At 49.6% G+C, this 17,842-nt stretch carries 25 protein-coding genes; all 25 read left to right on the top strand.

Going from position 1 to position 17,842, the window contains the following annotated elements:
- Window positions 1-5 precede the first annotated feature (5 nt).
- The 25 genes from QJ48_RS04140 (at window position 6) to QJ48_RS04025 (ending at window position 17,830) form a co-directional block, all read left to right on the top strand.
- Complete coding sequence (locus tag QJ48_RS04140) at window positions 6-338, top strand: hypothetical protein (RefSeq protein ID WP_054972385.1); 333 nt, start codon at window positions 6-8, stop codon at window positions 336-338.
- A 16-nt stretch (window positions 339-354) separates the two neighbouring features.
- Complete coding sequence (locus QJ48_RS04135; protein ID WP_054972384.1) at window positions 355-858, top strand: DUF4054 domain-containing protein; 504 nt, start codon at window positions 355-357, stop codon at window positions 856-858.
- 192 nt (window positions 859-1,050) lie between these two features.
- Window positions 1,051-1,650: a hypothetical protein gene (locus QJ48_RS04130; protein WP_054972383.1), complete on the top strand. Its 600-nt coding sequence runs from the start codon at window positions 1,051-1,053 to the stop codon at window positions 1,648-1,650.
- Entirely contained in the window at window positions 1,647-2,024 is a 378-nt protein-coding gene (locus QJ48_RS04125) for a hypothetical protein (RefSeq protein ID WP_054972382.1), read from the top strand. The genes QJ48_RS04130 and QJ48_RS04125 overlap by 4 nt, the downstream gene beginning before the upstream one ends.
- A 155-nt stretch (window positions 2,025-2,179) precedes the next feature.
- The gene (locus QJ48_RS04120) at window positions 2,180-2,572 is read left to right on the top strand and encodes a hypothetical protein (protein ID WP_237762801.1); all 393 of its coding nucleotides are present in this window, start codon (window positions 2,180-2,182) and stop codon (window positions 2,570-2,572) included.
- A gap of 9 nt (window positions 2,573-2,581) precedes the next feature.
- Window positions 2,582-3,688: a DUF3383 family protein gene (locus QJ48_RS04115; RefSeq protein ID WP_054972380.1), complete on the top strand. Its 1,107-nt coding sequence runs from the start codon at window positions 2,582-2,584 to the stop codon at window positions 3,686-3,688.
- A gap of 12 nt (window positions 3,689-3,700) precedes the next feature.
- Window positions 3,701-4,138, top strand: a complete 438-nt coding sequence (locus tag QJ48_RS04110) for a phage protein (protein WP_054972379.1) — start codon at window positions 3,701-3,703, stop codon at window positions 4,136-4,138.
- A gap of 12 nt (window positions 4,139-4,150) precedes the next feature.
- Window positions 4,151-4,624: a phage tail assembly chaperone gene (locus QJ48_RS04105; RefSeq protein WP_054972378.1), complete on the top strand. Its 474-nt coding sequence runs from the start codon at window positions 4,151-4,153 to the stop codon at window positions 4,622-4,624.
- Between the two features lie 5 nt (window positions 4,625-4,629).
- Entirely contained in the window at window positions 4,630-4,800 is a 171-nt protein-coding gene (locus QJ48_RS37980; protein WP_157261499.1) for a DUF6889 family protein, read from the top strand.
- Window positions 4,797-6,563, top strand: a complete 1,767-nt coding sequence (locus QJ48_RS04100; protein ID WP_054972377.1) for a hypothetical protein — start codon at window positions 4,797-4,799, stop codon at window positions 6,561-6,563. Before QJ48_RS37980 ends, QJ48_RS04100 begins: the two co-directional genes overlap by 4 nt.
- Window positions 6,563-7,135: a phage baseplate protein gene (locus tag QJ48_RS04095; RefSeq protein WP_054972376.1), complete on the top strand. Its 573-nt coding sequence runs from the start codon at window positions 6,563-6,565 to the stop codon at window positions 7,133-7,135. The genes QJ48_RS04100 and QJ48_RS04095 overlap by 1 nt, the downstream gene beginning before the upstream one ends.
- A 14-nt stretch (window positions 7,136-7,149) precedes the next feature.
- Window positions 7,150-7,494 (top strand): phage baseplate plug protein, encoded by a 345-nt coding sequence (locus QJ48_RS04090; protein ID WP_054972375.1) that lies wholly within the window; start codon window positions 7,150-7,152, stop codon window positions 7,492-7,494.
- A 9-nt stretch (window positions 7,495-7,503) separates the two neighbouring features.
- Window positions 7,504-8,955: a phage protein gene (locus QJ48_RS04085; protein WP_054972374.1), complete on the top strand. Its 1,452-nt coding sequence runs from the start codon at window positions 7,504-7,506 to the stop codon at window positions 8,953-8,955.
- Window positions 8,956-8,967: 12 nt separating this feature from the next.
- Window positions 8,968-9,522: a Gp138 family membrane-puncturing spike protein gene (locus QJ48_RS04080; RefSeq protein ID WP_054972373.1), complete on the top strand. Its 555-nt coding sequence runs from the start codon at window positions 8,968-8,970 to the stop codon at window positions 9,520-9,522.
- Between the two features lie 10 nt (window positions 9,523-9,532).
- Window positions 9,533-9,886 (top strand): hypothetical protein, encoded by a 354-nt coding sequence (locus QJ48_RS04075; RefSeq protein ID WP_054972372.1) that lies wholly within the window; start codon window positions 9,533-9,535, stop codon window positions 9,884-9,886.
- Complete coding sequence (locus QJ48_RS04070) at window positions 9,887-11,062, top strand: baseplate J/gp47 family protein (protein WP_054972371.1); 1,176 nt, start codon at window positions 9,887-9,889, stop codon at window positions 11,060-11,062.
- A 15-nt stretch (window positions 11,063-11,077) separates the two neighbouring features.
- Window positions 11,078-11,962 carry a glycoside hydrolase family 113 gene (locus QJ48_RS04065; protein ID WP_054972370.1) on the top strand — a complete coding sequence of 295 codons (885 nt, stop codon included), beginning with the start codon at window positions 11,078-11,080 and terminating at the stop codon, window positions 11,960-11,962.
- Window positions 11,959-12,660 (top strand): DUF2612 domain-containing protein, encoded by a 702-nt coding sequence (locus QJ48_RS04060; protein WP_054972369.1) that lies wholly within the window; start codon window positions 11,959-11,961, stop codon window positions 12,658-12,660. The genes QJ48_RS04065 and QJ48_RS04060 overlap by 4 nt, the downstream gene beginning before the upstream one ends.
- An 18-nt stretch (window positions 12,661-12,678) precedes the next feature.
- A complete protein-coding gene (pilV, locus tag QJ48_RS38270; protein ID WP_054972368.1) occupies window positions 12,679-14,190 on the top strand; it encodes a shufflon system plasmid conjugative transfer pilus tip adhesin PilV in 1,512 nt (503 codons plus the stop codon).
- A 25-nt stretch (window positions 14,191-14,215) separates the two neighbouring features.
- The gene (locus QJ48_RS04050; protein ID WP_054972367.1) at window positions 14,216-14,653 is read left to right on the top strand and encodes an Ig-like domain-containing protein; all 438 of its coding nucleotides are present in this window, start codon (window positions 14,216-14,218) and stop codon (window positions 14,651-14,653) included.
- Between the two features lie 47 nt (window positions 14,654-14,700).
- Entirely contained in the window at window positions 14,701-15,867 is a 1,167-nt protein-coding gene (locus QJ48_RS04045; protein ID WP_054972366.1) for an SGNH/GDSL hydrolase family protein, read from the top strand.
- 56 nt (window positions 15,868-15,923) lie between these two features.
- Window positions 15,924-16,280 (top strand): hypothetical protein, encoded by a 357-nt coding sequence (locus tag QJ48_RS04040; protein ID WP_054972365.1) that lies wholly within the window; start codon window positions 15,924-15,926, stop codon window positions 16,278-16,280.
- Window positions 16,281-16,283: 3 nt separating this feature from the next.
- A complete protein-coding gene (locus QJ48_RS04035; protein ID WP_054972364.1) occupies window positions 16,284-16,607 on the top strand; it encodes a hypothetical protein in 324 nt (107 codons plus the stop codon).
- A 142-nt stretch (window positions 16,608-16,749) separates the two neighbouring features.
- The gene (locus QJ48_RS04030; RefSeq protein ID WP_237762800.1) at window positions 16,750-17,103 is read left to right on the top strand and encodes a hypothetical protein; all 354 of its coding nucleotides are present in this window, start codon (window positions 16,750-16,752) and stop codon (window positions 17,101-17,103) included.
- Window positions 17,096-17,830: a hypothetical protein gene (locus QJ48_RS04025; RefSeq protein ID WP_054972362.1), complete on the top strand. Its 735-nt coding sequence runs from the start codon at window positions 17,096-17,098 to the stop codon at window positions 17,828-17,830. The genes QJ48_RS04030 and QJ48_RS04025 overlap by 8 nt, the downstream gene beginning before the upstream one ends.
- The last annotated feature ends 12 nt before the right edge of the window (window positions 17,831-17,842 follow it).

Below are 17,842 nucleotides of genomic sequence, written 5' to 3'. Positions count from 1 at the left end.
CAAGCATGCGAATCTATTCTAAAAAGACATTTCAATTTGATCACCCGACCGGAGCATTCCCTGCTGTTGTGGCGGAAAAGGAAAGGGTCGCAGATGTCCCTGATTGGGTAGCACATTCAACGATGTATCAGTGGGCGGTCTCTAGCGGTGATCTGGAGCGCATCGACAGCAAGCAAGAGGAAAAGGCAATTGATTCCGACAACAAGGAAGAAAAAGCATCCAAGCCCAAATCTCAGAAGGGAGCTTCGAAGGCAAAACCTGAAGCGGAGCCCAGTGATGAAGGGGACACGGAAACAACTGCGGAACCAGCCACTGACCAGCAGCAGGAACAACAATGAGGCAGGGTGAACCGAAATGAGCGTAGCAAATAATCGTTCGCTCTCGGTATTCACAGGAATAATCGGGGAGGCTTCCAACGTCAGAATTGGAAGCAATCCCCCTTTTTCGTTGGGCGATTTTCTAACCGTCTATCCACAGTTCGGTCCGGATGCGAACGGGCAGCCCGTGGTTCCGCAGCAGATCGTTCAGATGTATATCAATCTGGCCGATGCCTGCGTTAAGGAAGCACGCTGGCATGCCTATTGGCAGACCGCAATGGGATGGTTTATCGCTCACTTCTGCACGCTGTATCTGCTTGGCGCCGCCGATCCGAACGGCGGGGCTGCTGCAGCTCTGGCTGCCGGGCAGGCGAAGGGCCTGAATACATCTGAATCTGTCGGTGATGTGTCCGTCAGCATGGACTATGGTGAGATCGGACAAGATTTGGACGGCTGGGCCGCGTGGAAACTGACCATATATGGTCAACAGCTCGCCACGATCGCAAAGATGCTCGGCCGGGGCGGCATGTATATCTATTAGGGGTGAATGGTTTGGCTTGGTATGCGAATGGCAATTATCCGTGTTGTCACATGGGGTGTGAAATGGAAGCTGATTTTATCATCGGAACGAGCTTCGAAGATTATACTCACATGTGTTTGAAGCATGCGCCTGATTACTCTGTGGACAACAAAGTTATACCAAACATTCGCCTTGTTAAAGGGGATGAGGCACATGTTCAACGCTTTTGCAAAAGTGACAAAGACGGCTGATCTATCGCCCGAAGTCAAAAAGATGTTGAACGACCTTGCCCGGATGCAGGTTTATGTCGGCATACCGGAAGGTAGCGACAACAATCGGACCCCGGAAGCCGGGCAGGCCGATATCACGAATGCCGAGCTGCTCTATATCCACACTCACGGTGTCCGGCAAAAGGAAATGCGCGAGGAAATGAATCCGAAGGTTGAAAGCGGAGAGATGACGTATAGCAAGGCATTTCAGATGTATCTGCATACGCACGGCTCTCCGCTTTGGCATTCGCCGCCGCGTCCGGTGATTGAGCCGGCAATCGAAAAAAACAAGGAAGTCATTTCGAAGCAACTGCGTAAAGCTGCTGAGACTGCTCTGGACGGCCAAGACCCGGAGAAGGAGCTCGAAAAAGCCGGCATGCTTGGACAGAATATTGTGCGTGCATGGTTTACCGATCCGGCGAACGGCTGGGCTCCAAATTCCCCGGTGACCGAGAGTGCAAAAGGTAGCGACAGACCCCTGATCGATCGCGGCGAGATGCGAAAAGCTATTACCTATGTGGTAGAGAAGGGGAGCGGATCATGATAAACGTCGGACGTATCGTGAACAGCAGGAATTTCGCGCAACTCAAGGGATTTAAGGTGTATCGGACAACCGGTGAATGGGTAAGAGGTAGGTTTGTAACCACGTCGGAAACCCCTATTCAATTTCAGGGAACGATCACGGTGGCAAACGCCGACGATCTGCAGCAGGTTCCGGAAGGCGACCGAGTAACCGGGATGATGTGCTTCTACTCGCAGCAGCCAATATACATCACGCGGTCCGAAGGCGAACACTCGGCTGCTGGTATTTCGGATGAGATCGTCTGGCAGGGTGACCGATATCGTATTATTTCAGTCAACCCGTGGCAGGATTTTGGCTATTACAAGGCCTTTGGGGTCAGAATGGCTGGTGATTAGATGTGGCTGACACCGTTCTCTCGATCTTACAACTAGGAGATTTTTTTCAGGACATCACGATTCGCTTGATCGGACTTGATCCCCGAGCGAAGGCGAGTCAGAATCGCGTACGAATCGGCTGGCCGGCAAAGGGATCACCTGCATGGAAGCATGGAGTGGACGTAGGGTTTCTGCTCATCGACTATGCAGATGACCAGTACACACGGCAAATGGACGTGTCCTATAACGAAGCGAACAAGGATAACGCGAACCGGACCGTCAGCTATACCCGGGTCCTTCGCGTAAACTGGATATTTTATGGTCCGAACAGCTTTGGAGATGCAGACATGGTCCGCGCGGGGCTCTTTCTGCCGCAAACGACAATGAATCTTGCTGCTGTGAATATGGCTTTGATTACGGACGTCGGCATGCCGATCCGGACCCCTGAACTCTTCGCGAGTCAATGGTGGGATAGGACATCTTTTCAAGCGCGATTCAACGAGAAAGTGACTCGTCAATCTGAGGTGCCATACTTGCAGAGTGCGAATGTACAAATTGTGAAAGAGTAGGTGATTCGGTTGACCCAATCTTTGAGTGATATCGTCAAGGTGACCGTGCAGGTTTCACCGCTCTCGGCGGTGAACAACACGTTCGATATGGGGTTGATTGTAGGGAAGTCTACCGTCATTGCTGCTGCGACACGCGTCAAAGTGTACAGCGGAACGGACGACATGCTTTCTGACGGATGGGTAGGAACAGAGCCGGAGTATTTGGCAGCCCAGATGTATTTCAGCCAGAATCCTCGCCCTAATAAGGTTGCGATTGGAAGATGGGATGGGTCCGGCACTGAAACCGCGGTAAAAGCCATTTCAGCCTGCCGGGAAGCAAATACCGATTGGTATGCGGCGTATCTATGTGACGCCGCGAAAGCTGACATTATTGCAATTTCCGAATACATTGAAACGGCCTCGCCGTTGTCCACTTACTTCTATGATACGAAGGATACGGAGGTGCCGGCCGGCACGGCTGGCAACGTGATGGAAACGCTGCAGAAGGCAAAAAGACACCGCACATTCGGCCAATACAGCACAACAGCCTACGCCGCGGTGGCTGCAATGGGCTACGCAATGGGTGCGAATACTGGGCTGGCCAATTCAGCGTTCACGCTGGCCTATAAGTCGGAGGTGGGCGTCCAGCCCGAGGCTCTGACCACGCAGCCGATGAATACAATCCTTGGCTATTTCGGGAATGTGTATACGAAATACGGCGCGACTTACAACCTTCTTGTCAAAGGAACCATGGCTGATGGCGTGCATTTTGATGAAGTACTGAATTTGGATGTGCTCACAACCGAGATCCAGACTTCGGTCATGAATGCTTTGACGACGGGACCGAAGATTCCCCAGACCGAGGAAGGCGTGAGTCTTTTGGCGACGGCAATCACGGCTCCATGCGAGGCAGCCAGAACGCGCGGAGTCATCGCTCCAGGGGTATGGAAGGGTGCGCCGGTTTTAGGTCTGAAAACAGGCGATACGCTGGCGACCGGATACATGGTCCTAGCGGATTCGCTTGCCAATCAATCGCAAGCCGACCGGGATGCGAGAAAATCGCCTCCGATATATGTCCCGATCAAGATGGCCGGCGCAATCGAGCATGTCGTCATCGGAGTCGTCGTAAATCGATAGGAGGAAGACAAGATGCCACATTCAACCTACAGTTTCAGCGATGTAACTATGGTGATCTCTCATCCGGCAGTCGGCCAGTTTGTCGCTACTGGGGCGGGCCTCGGCAGCATCACGACGATCATGACTACCGATCGAACAACCCATGATGTTTCGGCTGATGGCTCTGTAATGGTCTCGAAAATAAAAGCTCGTAACGGTAGTCATTCTATTTCTGTCCAGCAGACGAGCGACCTGAACAAATGGTTATTAAAAACCTACAACTATCTCGAAACGGCTCCCACGAATCAATGGGCCGGCATGACGCTCTTGATCCGTTCCCCTCAAATGCAGGACTTGATTACTTCAACAGGGGTAAGTTTTCAGAAGTTGCCTGATAAACCGTATCAGGCTCAAGCACAGCAAATAACTTGGAATCTTATGGCTGCTGACATCCAGCAAGACGCTGTATAGGAGGAGTTATTCATGAACCCAATTGAAAATTATAAAAATGTTGAAATCAATGGACGTACATTTCGAATAAAAAAATTCGATGCACTGACCGGGTCCTTTATGTTGATCAAAATCACCGGCCTGCTCGCCCCGTTGTTCAAAAACTTGGACTTGAGAAAGCTCAAGGAAGCGAAGGATGCAAGCGAGGTTAAACTGGAGGCACTGAACATCCCCGGCCTTTTGTCGGAGCTCGGGAACCTATCCGAGAAGGATTTCGAATATGTACAAGGCAAGTGCCTGCAGGTGTGCAGCGAAGTGCTACCGGCTGGCCCGACACCTGTATTAAATTCGAATGGCACCTTTGGTGTAACGGGGATCGAGGACGATACGATGACAGTGCTCGCCCTGACCGCACATACGCTGATTTTCAACGTGAAGGGTTTTTTCTCCGGAAGTCCCTTGGCTTCACTGGTCGGGGGGCTCTTGAATACATCCCAGCAAGACTGATCAATGTGAACGAATTTGTTTATGCGCCGGTAATGACCGGGATATGGCAGCAGCATCAAGTATGGGACGGGACATACACTCTCGACGATCTATTGGACGCGCACGAAATGCTCGAGGTGCGGTATGAGAACGAGCGGCGCGCCTATGAAGCGGCGGAAAGGAGGCGGCAGCCGTGATTGAGACCATAAAAAGTTACCTGGTTTCCCTTGGATTTAGCGTCGACCCGAACTCCTACAACCAAGCCACAAAGGCCATCGGCAGCGTGGAGCAGGGGATTGCAAAATTTGCGGGCAGCGCAGTGACCAAATTTGCTCTTGCTACCACGGCTGTAGCTTCTTTTGTCGCTGCTTCAAGCATTGCAATCGCAAAGTTCGTCGGAGATTTGGCGAAGGCGGACCTGGAGAACGAAAAGCTTGCCCGGCAATTGTGGATGAGCAAAGACGCTGCAGCCGCCTATAATAATACGCTCAAAGCGATGGGCGTCACCTTGCAAGACCTGTATTTGAGCCCGGAGCTTATGCGAGACTTCCAGCAACTGAACCGAGAGGCAAAGAGCCTGCGGCCGCCGACTGAATTTGCTGAACAAATGAAGATGGTCCGATCGATACAGTTTGAATTTGCGCGGATGAAGCTTGAAGCGACTTATGCCTTGCAATGGATCGGTTATTACTTCGTGAAGTATATGGAAGGACCGATGAAGCAGATCAAGCAGACGTTGTCAGAGATCAACGGCGTCATAGTCAAAACAATGCCGTCATGGACGAAAATTATTGCTCAGGTGATGAGCTGGTTCGCGCGGATGGGCATTGCCGCTTTTCGGTATTTCAAGGATATCGCACGGATATTCAACGACTTAGGCAGCGCTATACCGCGGAACCTGAAGCTGATCGGGGCAGCCGTCGCGGCGCTGGGAGTCATTATTAGTACCGGGCCTTTTGGAATTATTACTGCAACATTGCTCGCATTGATCCTTTTGCTGGATGATTTCTACACCTATCTCGACGGCGGGGAATCGCAATTCGGTTCTTTCTGGAAGAAACTCGAAGATTTCTATAACAAGCTCAAGGGTAACGGTGTTATAGAAGACTTCAAAAAGGGCTGGATTGAAGCACTCGAATCTATCTCCCAAGGAATAGAAAACGTTGGAAAAGAAATTGCTGGTTTCTACGAAGATTTGAAAAAGAACGGGACACTGGACAATTTAGAAAAAGCATTCACTAATACATTTAATGTGATCAAGCAGATTTTCGAAGGTGCAAAAAAATGGGTTCAGGATCTGTATACTGAATTGAGTAAGCAAGGGGTTTTGACCGATCTTAAAAATAATTTCGAGGAAGTCCTGGGGGCTGTTTCAAAATTATTTAACGGTGTCACCAAACTGATCGACAAATTGCTAGGGTTGGACGAGACCAAAACAACCTTAGATGAGATTGGAAAAATCCTTAGGGATGTAATAATAGTATCGCTTCAAACCGTTAACGATCTTTTGAAGGGGATCGCCGGATATGTGAACGTGATATCTTCATTAACTGATGGTAGTTTTTTGGATAACACAAAACAAGCGGGAAAAAGCGCAGCGGAACGCCTCGCACAAAAACCTGAGATTGAAAATCAGGGGTTTTGGGAGAGTATTTGGTGGACAACGAAAGAACTGACAAACAAATGGAAGAGTCAAGATTTTACGGATAAGTTCAATAGAGCAATGGGTCTCGTTGCTGAAGCGATTAGTGGAAACGAAGGACAGAACGGTGTACTCGGTCCTCCGGCGCCAGGGTATATCTACCCTCAGAACACCCAGAACAACACAAACAATAATACGAACGTGTCCATGAATCCTACATTCAATATTTACGGCTCTGATCCGAATGCTACAGCTGGGGCGGCCCAGAATCATATGGAATCGATGTTCATCAGAAACATGAGCGGGGTGATTCGATAATGGATAATTCACCGCTGTTGGACTTATCGGATCCAAGTATTGTTCAGTTGGTTTACACCAAAACCAACATCGGAGGCTGGTTTTTTGATGCCTATTTAAAAATGGATCACACAAGCAGGCTCACGATCACGGACCATCCGGTACAAACGGGCGCGGCTGTGTCCGATCATGCATTTTTGCAGCCACGCGAGCTATCAATGGATGTAGCCATGTCGAGTGTCAATGAAAGCCGCGTTCCCGGTCAATTTACAGGTGGATATGATAGATCGGTCGAAGCATTCAACGTGTTGAAGAAGATACAAGATCTCCGGGTTCCGATTCAGGTCCATACGCGACTCGGCTTGTATCCAAACATGCTGGTAGAAGTCCTTTCCGCGCCGGACGATTTCACGACATACCATGGCCTACGGTGTACAGTCACCTTTCGGGAAATTCTGGTGGCCCAAGTGACAACGGTAAAAATCAGTTCTAGGCCCCAAGTGACGGACAGCTCGAAGCGCGGATCTCCCGAACCGGTCACGCCGAATCAAAGCATTTTGAAGCAAGTATCTGGCATGCTGCTTGGGCATTAGGGGGGGGGGGAGCTTTGGCTACAAAAGTGATTCCGCTTATGCCAGGCGCCAATCAGAGTTTTACATGTACACTTCCAATCGACTCGAAGAATATCACGCTAGGCTTCACATTCACATGGAACGGTTTCGCGGAATACTGGTTTATGTCGATAACTGACACGAAAACGAATACGCTGCTGCTGGACGCCGTACCGCTTGTGACCGGTTTATTTCCGGCTGCCGATCTACTCGGGCAATATACTTATCTTGGGATAGGAAGTGCTGCAGTTGTACCGGTCAGCGCGGTTGAGGCTGGGATACCTGGGAAGTCGAATCTGGGCAGTGATTTCGTTTTAGTCTGGACGGATACAGTGAGGTGACTGATCATTATGGCAGATAATTGGAAGAGTCTTGCTGCTGCAGAAGCTCGAGATCAGGGAGCGGACCTGAATATCGTCCTTGCAACCGTGGAGGCCGAGACGAGCGGCACCAATATCTTAGGGGATTCAGGAAACGCGTTGGGATTCGGTCAGGTCTGGCCTAAATGGCACAAGTACGCATTCCAATACGCGGCGGATAAGTACAGGCTTCAGCTACCGGATACGCATTCTGGACTGCAAAAACTCACGCTTGGCAATGACGCGTTTTCAATGTGTGTTGCCGTGTGTGTCATCAAACGGGTATGGAACGGCGCCGGAAAGGATTTCCGTAAGTTCACTCTCACGTATGTTGGACCAGCCATACCGGATCATGACTATCAGCGACGGCTCAGAATCTGGCTCAAATATCAGGGCCAATCAGGGGAGAACATTCCCTCGGCTCCGACGACGACGATGCCAGGCATTTCTTTTGGAGCAAATCCAACTCCGCAGTTCAATATCAACATACCATCAACCAATTATGGGGTTGTCGCAAATTCGAAAACGCTTGGAAATATCCTTTACGGCCGGAGATACCGGGTCATGGTGAGCCGGCCTGATGGGGTTGCTTTGGACGTCTCGCAGTTTCGCTGCACTTTCAAAATTCAGAAGACGATTTTGCAGCAGCCGAACTTTTCCGAAATCGTGATGTATAACCTGGCACCGGATACGGAAAATTCCATCATCCGTGAGGGGAATCGAATTATTGTCGAAGCTGGATACGAGGGCGATCAGTACGGCTTGATTTTTGACGGCGACATCATTCAGCCGATCCGTGACAAAGAGGACGGTGTGACCTACCGGCTCACTCTATACTCATTGGACGGCGATAGGTTCATGAATCACGGGTTCGTTGGTTTTTCCATGATTAAAGGCCAAACTTCACGGAGCATTGTAGAAAATGTTGTTGGCCAAGCGAAAGTCACAACTCAAATGGGGTTCATTTCAAGTGAATTTAGTAGTCAGGAGCTCAGCCGGGGGAAGGTCGTTTTTGGTTTGGCGAAAGACTATTTGCGGCAGCTCGCGCAATCTCAGGATGCTTCCTTTTATATGGAGGATGGGAAAGTAAATATCGTTCGCGCAACGGACCTGCCAGAAGGCGAGATCATCGAATTGTCACCCAAGTCAGGGCTCCTTGGCGTGCCTGCGCAGAACGACAAAGGGGTTACCTTTAAGGCTTTGCTTAATCCGCGAATCAAGATAAATAGTTTGGTACACATTGACAATAGTTTGATTCGGGCGCAGACATTCCAACAGGGGCAGCCGATTAGGAATTTGGACAATGAAGGCATATACCGAGTGATCGGCATTACCTACACCGGTGATACCCGGGGCGATCTTTGGGAATGTGAATGCGAAGCCGTATCCCAAGCTGGCATATTGCCCGGTATGATTTCGGCAGCGACGGCAAACCCGTGGTGAGGAGGTATAGCGATGGGCGTGCCTATCAGTGAACGTCTGGGGAAAGGCAACAGTGAAGAATTTTATCGACGAATGCTAGAAAATTTCGCAAGCAATCTGCGGGTGGCGGTGCCCGGTATCATTCAGGAATTCGATCCAGTGACGCAGACGGTCAGTGTTCAGGTCGCAATCCGGGAAAAGATCATCGATTCGTACATGCTCCAGCACTGGGTGGAAATACCGCTGCTCCTGGATGTGCCGATCGTAATCCCGCGGGCCGGCGGGTTTGCCTTGACGCTGCCTGTGAAACCAGGGGATGAATGTTTGGTTGTTTTCGCAGATTCATGTATCGACGCTTGGTTTAGCAGTGGAGGCGTACAAAATCAAATTGAGAGGCGCAGGCACGATCTTTCAGACGGGTTTGCGCTTCTTGGCGTTTGGAGCCAGCCTCGCACTCTTTCGGAATACTCGACGAGCGCCGTACAGCTTCGGACGGATGACGGGGCTACACGAATCAGCATGAGTCCAGGCGAAATCGATATCGTGTCTTCAGTGGTCAAAATCAACGGTGTCCCGTGGAGAAATTGAGGAGGATGCCATGAAGTACCGAAAACTGAAAAATGGTGATTATTCGTTTGGTGGGAACGGCAATGATTTCTACGAGGGGACGCTTGCCGTGAGTCAGGCTATCAAGACAAACCTTTTGCTATTCAAAGGGGAATGGTGGGAGGATACTGAAAAAGGGTTGCCGTTGTTTCAAAGCATAATTGGACAGGCGGGTACGCCGCAGCATGTCCAAGCTGCTGATTTGCTCATTCAGGGTGTGATCCTGAATACGCCCGGCGTGATCCGGATCAGGAACTTCCAAAGTAACTATGAAAATCGAAAGTATTCGTTGAACTGCACGGTCGAAACGCAATACGGCGATGCTGTCACGGAGGTGATTTTCTAGATGCCATATTTTGCACCGTATATTGACGCCGCGGGCCTTCATATTCCAGCATACACAGACATCCGCGATCAGTTGGTCGCCGACGCTAAACGAATTTTTGGTCAGGATATCTATCTTGGGGAGGACAGCCAAGACTATCAATGGATCTCGGCTGTAGCGAACATCATTTATGATTCGTTTTTAGCGAGCCAAGCAGCTTACAACAGCAGGGGGCCGGGCACGGCAATAGGAAGCGCACTTGATGTGATTGTCAAACTGAACGGGATCAAGCGTCAGCCGGCTGTATACTCGACCTGCTACGTCACGTTGACAGGGACTCCAAGCGCGATGATCACAAATGGAGTTGTAGGAGATACAAACGGGCATAACTGGAGTTTGACAAGCCCGATCCTCCTCGATGCGACTGGGCGAGGGACAGCACTGGCTACGTGCCAGACCCCGGGACCGATTGCGGCTCGCCCGGGAGAGATACGGAAGATTGTTACGCCGACCTATGGCTGGAGTTCGGTTACAAATGCTGAAGCGGCGAAGATTGGTACTTACGCCGAATCCGATGCTCAGCTACGAGCTAGGCAAGCAATCAGCACAGCACAACCGAGCAAATCTATGTTGGAAGGCGTGAAAGGCGCGATTGCTGCAGTTCCTGGCGTGACAAGATTTGTTGTTTACGAGAACGATACAAGCGTTACGGATACTAACGGGCTGCCCGCTCACTCTATAACCATAGTAGTAGAGGGTGGGGAGGATTCAGAGATTGCAAAGGCGATCTACATTAAAAAAACCATTGGATGCTATACTAATGGGTCTACAGAAGTAATAATTTCAGATGCGTTTGGGATGCCTGTTACAGAGCGTTTTTACCGCCCGACTTATGTTGATATTGATGTCACCGTGAATGTGAAAAAATTGCCGGGATACACGACTCAGACTACGGACGACATGAAGAGTTCTATAGTATCGTATATCAATAGCCTGCTCATCGGTGACAACCTGTCCGTTTCAAGCCTTTGGGGAGCTGCTCTTTTAGCGAATGAGATCCCGAACAAGCCGTCGTTCTCTATAACTAGCTTAACGGCAGGGAAACATGGACAGACACAAGGGGCCTCGGATATTACGATCCTCTATAACGAGGTCACTAGGGGAAGAGTCGAATATATCACCGTTAATGTCACGTAAAATGGAGGGCTGCAGATGGATGTGATCAAGGCAGGAAACTTATTCTTGCCGAAAACTAATCAAATTCCTGACATATTACGAAATGCAAGAAGGTTGGGCCTCAATGCCATAAATGTTCCCGTCTTGATTGAATTTATCGACGAAAACGACAGCAGTCCGAAGGTCAATGCAGACTCCAAAAAGACAGCAATTGAACTAATTCGTGAAATGAGCAACGTTGGTTTAAAAACAATTCTGGAACCGTACCCGCTTGTAAATGGCGGAGCTGGAAGTGAAACGGGTATTCAACCATCAGATACTATTCAATTTTTCACGAATTGGAAACGGATTTTAGCTGAACTGGCCGGAGATGTTGCGATTCCATACCGGGTTTATGCCATGAACACGTCTTCTAATCTAGTTCTTTTGGAACAATACTCCGATGATTGGATTTCAGTGTTCTCACATTTACGCGGGTTGTATATCGGGATGATCACATATCGCACCAATTGGTGGGTAACCGCTGTGTGGGATACCGGCCCTGGGAGTACAACTGAAGCATATCAAAAAAAACTGAACAACCCACTCTTTGGTTCGCCGAATTTGGATTTCATTTCAATTTCAGCGTACTTTGAGCTTAATGAGCGAGCGCGACCTTCGGTCTCCGATTTGGTGGCGGATCTAAGCTCAACGAAAGTATACGATCGTCAGCAAGATGTTTTTTCTGAAATAAAGGCATTCTACGATACATGGGGCAAGCCTATTTTTTTTGGCGAACTGGGAGCCAGCAGTTATGAATATGCTGCTTTTCAGCCGTGGAATGAGCGCCCGAGCGAGGTTGTATCTGAAGCAGCTCAAGCTAATTTATTCTCGGCATATAAGGAAAAATTTTCACCTTACCGGGTAGGTGACAGAGAATGAGTTGGTTTATGGGCTTTTCAGTATACCAAATCAACGATAAAACCAGTTCCTATTATCCGGTAGGGAAAACTGCCGAGGTCGAAATCAAGTCATTCTTGGGAGATTTGTACCCAAAGAATACAGACGGTGAGGTTGAATTGTATTTGAACCTCATCACCTCTCAACACAAGGTACAACCGAAGTTCACAGCCTGGCTTAGTTCGGCGCTTTGGATTGTTTATGATGGCTTGGCTCTCGCTAATGATATCCCTAAATACTTTAACCTTGATAAAGCGATAGGCAAGCAGCTTGATATCTTGGGGACGATCATAGGAAGAAGCAGGGTGCTAAATTTCCAACCATCAGGCGGTACGTCTCCCGTCCTCGATGATGACAATTATCGGCTCGCGCTCAAAGCTAAAATTGCACAAAATCAATGGGACGGGACCCTCCCTCAAATATACGAAATCTGGTACAGTCTTTTTTCAAATGCGAGTCTGATCATTGTGGACAATCAAAACATGACGATGTCCGCATTGGTTGAAGGCAACCTCGATCCAATTGCTATTGAGTTAGTGGCGGGCGGGTATATCATTCCGAAGCCCGCAGGCGTCGGGCTGACCATTATCGAAGTTACGAATGTTTCTTCTTCTTCGTGTATCGGTGGACTGGTTACTGGAATGGATTTTATAACCGTTTCGACGGAAATTCCTGCATAAAGAAAGGAGGCAATATCCTTGGCGGTATACGGAACAATGATAATCACCCAACAAGGTTTAGCTTTATATGCAAAGGCTCAGACAGGGATTCAACTGAATTTCACTCGTATGCAAATTGGATCTGGCCGATTGGCAGATGGACAGGACCCGACAAAACTGACGGCATTGATTACACCGATATCGTTTTTCCCTATCAATTCCATCACGAGTAAGGACAACGTCGCTTATGTGAAGGGGATCTTCGAGAACAAAAGTATCTCGGCGCCAACCTATACATGTGAATTGGGTCTTTTCGCTCAAGATCCTAATGCAGGTGAGATCCTATTTGCATATGCGAATGCCGGAGGACAAGGGGATACAGTTCCGCCAATTACATCCGGGCCACTGTCTAAGCAATATCAAATCAATGCAGCAGTAGGTAGCGCGTCCAATGTGACAGCAATCATCCCAGCCGACGCATATATTCCTTCTACGGAAAAAGGTGCCGCCGATGGTGTCGCACCGTTAGACAGGAATAAGAAGGTTCCGCTCACTCACATTCCGGCCATCTCCGCGGAGAGTATTACGCTGACGTCACCCAATTTTGCCTCGAAAAACGTAAAGGACGGAATGGATGAGCTTTCAGGAAGAACAAAAACTGCAGATTCCACGGCGCAAAGCGCCCAGCAAAGAGCGAACGCATGCCTCCCTAAAAACGGAAGCGAACCGATGACAGGGAGGCTTGTCGTACCTGCCGGACCGGGAGGGGGAGTTGCATTCCCAGACAATCCATTCGGCGGAAGTGGTGACAGCGCGAGCATTACGCTTCGACAAAAATCTGGTGAGGACATGGAACTTACTATTGAGGTTCAAAATGACCCGACGGACACGATCAATTTCATCACTCCATCTGGGACTGGGTTAAAGGCGAATGGAAACACTATTTGGCATGCTGGAAATGACGGCTGGGGCAGCGGACTCGATGCAGATGTTTTGCGTGGCATGACGCCTACCGACCAAGCATACGGAAATTCCATAGTACAAAGAAGGGCAGACGGCGGAACAGATGTGGCAACAATTTATGCGGCCAACTGGCTCCGCTCAAGAGGACAGACAGGTTGGTATTCCGAAGATTATGGCGGCGGCTGGTATATGACAGACACGACTTGGATTCGGGCGTACAACGGGAAAAGTGTGCATACATCGGGTCATTTATCCGCTGACGGTGAAATTTTTTTGCGCGGAACTGCTTTGGCCGCGACGCGGCTGAACAATGGAGTGCTTGAATTTTGGAATGGGAGTTGGTGGCAACCAGTGGGAGGAGTGAAATACGTACAGCGCGGCGAAGCAAATGTCGCCACGGAAAGTATTGTGAATGTCAGAATAGACCCAGTGAACATAAACAAATCGTTCGTTAATTTCCCCAATACAGGAGGAACTACATCAAGCAGTTATCCGAACGGCTATGCTCGGCTGATAGACTCGACAACATTGCAGATTCGTGCAGCCATGTTTGGCACGTATCAGTATGAGATTGTCGAATATTACTAAACCGATAAAAGGAGCGGTGGATATTATGCAAAGATATTATGCGCACGTCAATGAGCAAGGAAAGGTGTATGGGGTAAGCATGAACCCATCGATTATGGTCCCATTGCCGGTATATGATTCCAACTACATGAACACATTCTACGATGAAAAAACTGGGCAATTCATCGGTATACGGATCACTCTTTCGGCAGACAAAACAGAAATTTCAGCGGATGGCACAGATACGGCAACCGTAACGGCCAGCTTCAAAAATTGGGACGGTACGCCTGCCGAATACACGAAAGACCTCGTCGTTTCTGTTGATGGAGTGCGTACTGTCCTAAAAAAAGAAAAAGGGACGTACAAGATGAAACTAAGCAGTGCTGTGGAAGGCATCAAAACCATATCAATTATTACTTCAGAAGATCCGCATTTGATGGACTCCCAGCCGGTTAAAGTGAACTTTGTTGCTCCGTCAAAATGATCGCCCGCCCCGTTAGGGGCTATTTTAATTTGAAGGGATGGATAAACATGTCAGACAAAGAGCTCAGATCATATATTCTCCGGATTGCGGGGCATCAACAGCAGCAGCAACAAAAACTTCAAGCAGTGGCGACCCGTGGCAGTCATCTCGGAGCTGGGTTGTATCCTACCAAACCAGATGATCCAGCCGTGACTATACAAACGAGCAAAACGTATCATGAGTTCGCTTGCGATTGCACTGATGTGGCTGTTGTTTACGGGAACTATTTCGATTTTGACCAGTTAACGCCTAATAAGATCACTGACAAGGCCGCTATTGAGTATCCTATGGGCAGCACAACACGGACCGAAGTATTTGGTCCGAACGGTTCGAGAGAGATGGTGATTGAGCCAGGCGGGCTTGTTGAGTCAATCGGTACCGGTATCCGTGGCAAAAAGGGAGACGGCTTCTACGTTTATACGGGCGTGTCTGTTCCGGAAGGCGGGAAATTCCCACGCGGTCAAGTAGCTTATTCCTCTCGCGGGGAAGGGCTGAAAAATGCAGATATAGTGGACTCCGGTACAACAGACACTCACGGCCAATTTGTACACCATCCGGTCGCAATCATTGGTAGGCCGAAGGAGCCGACGCCCGCGGTACTCTTCGTCGGCGATTCTATTGCCGGCGGTGCGCAGGACAATCCGCAAGACCGCGGGTTTCTCGCTCTTGCACTAGGAAAAGAGATTCCTTGGATCAGAATTGCAAAGGGGAACGAAAGTGTCTATGGCTTCTCTGGTACGGCTTGCAGGTTCCGCATGCGGCTTGCAAAATACTGCACTCATTCGGTGATTCACTACGGTACCAATGATTTCCTCAACAAAAACTTGGCACAGTTTCAAACGGACCTAATCGCGCTTTTGCAACTTCTCAGCGACTACGGGCTGAAAAATTACGTTTGTACGATTCCTCCGAGAACGGTCTCAAAAACGGACATGAGTCCCGTGAATCCAGCCTTCGCGATGAACGGAGATGTCATGAAAGCCAACGAATGGCTGCTTTCGAACCCGAGACCAGATCTAATCGCTGGTGTGTTTGATACCGCAAAGGTCCTTCGTAACCCCGATAAACCCGCGGAATGGGACCCAGCGGTCTTGGGAAGTGATGGCATCCATCCCGGAGCTGTGGGACATGCACGGATGGCCGCGCAGATTGATTTATCGAAGTTCAAAATGTAGCCCCGAACTATTCGGGGCTATTTACATTGCCCGATCTGGGCGGGAAGGAGCAGAAAATGAGTGATACAGAGGTTCGGGCACTCAATGAGATATCTGGAAGGCTTGGCAGGCTTGAAGCGCTCCACGAAGCGAGCACAAAAGCGACGAATGAGCTTACGGCCAACGTGAATAGGCTCGTTGAAAAGCTGGACAAGTCCGATGACATTGCAAAGGAAGCGGATCAGCGTGCCAAGTCGGCGCATCATAGGTTGGATGAAGTCGTGAGGCGCCTGGATGCGACGGACAAGAAAATCGATGAGGACCAGAAAGAAATTCGATCCGGCCAGCGGTGGCTTATTGGTATCACCCTTAGCGCTGTCGGACTGTTCTTTACGGCTATAGGATTTCTCTGGAAGCTCAAGGGAGGCGCATAGGAAATGCAAGAAAGCCAATTTTTCACATGGGAGGCCCTTTCCGCTATGGGAGGGGCTTCTTTGTTGACTTTTTTCATTGTCCAATACAGTAAGAGTTTGCTAGATGAGTACCTGAAGGTCCCGACGGATGTTTTCGCTGTCATGGTGGCCTTCTTCGTGCTGTTGGCTGCACAATTTGCTACCGGCTCTAGTGTGACGGATTGGCGGGTATATGCTCTGACCTTCGCAAATTCGTTTCTCGTCGCAGCTGCAGCAGCTCAAATGCAGCAAAAATCTATTAGCCCGCCTGTGAGAAAGGGGAAACGAAATGATACCAGTGCACATTGAAAAGCGTACACTACGCGTTTTCGTTGTAGATCCGGATAAAGCCGACCGAGAGGAGACCCCTGAATTCCGCGCCGCCAAACAGCGACTTAAAGAAGATGGGCATTATCGTTGCTATATTTGCGGTTCTACCGAGGAGATGCAGGTGCACCACCGGATATATCATATGTTCGCGAATCTCGTAGACTTCGAGAAATTGAAAGAATGGTGCGAGGAATGGGACATCTACGGTTATGGGCGCCTATTGAAAACCCAGCCGATCACATCGATCGATGATATTCGAAACATGATGGTCCTATGCCAAGATCATCATACCGGTACGAGCGATGAAGTAGACGGCGGAACCGGCATCCACAATCTGCCGATCGGCGAATTCATGATGCAAAAGCTTGCGCTGCCCGGATGTAATCCGATTCCGCAGGACGGGGAATCCTTCGAGGGGGCTATGGAAAGAGTGCGGCATCATCAGAAGCGAGAGGAGCAGGCGGCCAATGAGTAAGCAATGGGTAACGGCAGAACAACTTGCGAATTTCGGATGGAGAAGCACGACCATTGCCGTGATGGATGATTTGAACGATGCATTAACTCGGTATGACATCACCACACCGGATAGGATAGCCCATTTTATGAGTCAATGCGGGCATGAATCGGGGTTGGGGCTGTATACAAAAGAACTTGCCAGCGGAGCAGCATATGAGGGCCGGATTGATCTTGGCAACGTCAATCCGGGTGACGGTCCCCGATACAAAGGCGCTGGATATATCCAGTTGACTGGGCGTTGCAATTACCAGCGTTTCGCTAACCACATTGGCGACGCCGCAGTAATGCAGGGTGTCGATTACGTCGCCGCCAAATACCCTTGGTCTTCAGCGGGATTTTGGTGGGCCAACGCAGGGATGAACCAACTGGTAGACAGCGGGGCGAACGTTACGCAAATTACTCGGCGCGTCAACGGTGGCTACAATGGGTCGGCAGATCGACAGGCGCTCTATCAGAGATGGATAAGTCAAAACAAGGAGGCGGACGAACCAGTGTTGAAAGAAGACATCGCAAACAATATCATTGAGGGCTATCTCAAGCCGGCATATTTAGCTCATGATGCTTCGTATCAGGCGGCACTTGCCGCAGGAGATACCGAGGGAGCGGAAGCTGCAGTAAAGCTTCGAGATTGGCAACGGACGCTTGCGAATGCATTGCGCCGGGCATCCGGCCAGGCGGAAGTATAGGGGGCGAGCGAC

It is taken from the genome of Paenibacillus sp. A3, assembly GCF_001399685.1.
Lineage (GTDB): Bacteria > Bacillota > Bacilli > Paenibacillales > NBRC-103111 > Paenibacillus_G.
The sequence above is the reverse complement of the archived record's forward strand: the minus strand, read 5'-3'. Positions and strand labels throughout refer to the sequence as shown.